Origin of the sequence: Pectobacterium carotovorum (assembly GCF_900129615.1) — a bacterium.
GTDB classification, from domain to species: Bacteria; Pseudomonadota; Gammaproteobacteria; order Enterobacterales; family Enterobacteriaceae; genus Pectobacterium; species Pectobacterium carotovorum.
Genome location: NZ_FQWI01000025.1, coordinates 1 through 1,063, shown reverse-complemented (window position 1 = coordinate 1,063; position 1,063 = coordinate 1). Strand labels below are relative to the sequence as shown.

At 53.0% G+C, this 1,063-nt stretch carries 1 protein-coding gene; it reads right to left on the bottom strand.

The window, feature by feature from the left end:
- Positions 1 to 10: 10 nt before the first annotated feature.
- Positions 11 to 1,063, bottom strand: a 1,053-nt coding sequence (gene tuf, locus BUB06_RS21730) for an elongation factor Tu (protein ID WP_039476571.1), incomplete at its 5' end; no start/stop codon positions are given.

Here is a 1,063-nt window from a genome sequence, read left to right as displayed (position 1 = left end):
TTATCAGCGATTAAGCGATAACTTTAGCAACAACGCCCGCGCCTACTGTACGGCCGCCTTCACGGATTGCGAAACGCAAACCGTCGTCCATCGCGATTGGGTGGATCAGGGTAACAACCATTTTGATGTTGTCGCCCGGCATTACCATCTCTACGCCTTCTGGCAGTTCGATGGTGCCCGTTACGTCAGTTGTACGGAAGTAGAACTGAGGACGGTAGCCTTTGAAGAACGGAGTATGACGGCCGCCTTCATCTTTGCTCAGGATATACACTTCGGATTCGAACTGAGTGTGCGGCTTGATTGAACCCGGCTTAGCCAGTACCTGGCCACGCTCGATTTCTTCACGCTTGATACCACGCAGCAGAACACCAACGTTCTCGCCTGCACGACCTTCGTCCAGCAGTTTGCGGAACATTTCTACGCCAGTACAGGTAGATTTCGCCGTATCTTTGATACCAACGATTTCAACTTCTTCACCGACTTTAACGATACCGCGCTCTACACGACCGGTAACAACGGTACCACGACCGGAGATGGAGAATACGTCTTCGATTGGCAGCAGGAACGGCTTGTCAATGGCACGCTCTGGTTCTGGGATGTAAGAATCCAGGTGCTCTGCCAGTTCGATGATTTTTGCTTCCCACTCAGCTTCGCCTTCCAGCGCTTTCAGAGCAGAACCACGAACCACTGGGGTGTCGTCGCCTGGGAAGTCGTACTGAGACAACAGCTCACGCACTTCCATCTCAACCAGTTCCAGCAGCTCTTCGTCATCAACCATGTCACATTTGTTCAGGAACACGATGATGAAAGGAACGCCAACCTGACGACCCAGCAGGATGTGCTCACGGGTCTGAGGCATTGGGCCGTCAGTTGCAGCAACAACCAGGATCGCACCGTCCATCTGGGCAGCACCGGTGATCATGTTTTTCACATAGTCGGCGTGTCCTGGGCAGTCAACGTGCGCGTAGTGGCGAGACGGGGTATCGTATTCAACGTGAGACGTGTTGATGGTGATACCACGTGCTTTTTCTTCTGGTGCGTTATCGATCTGGTCGAATGCACG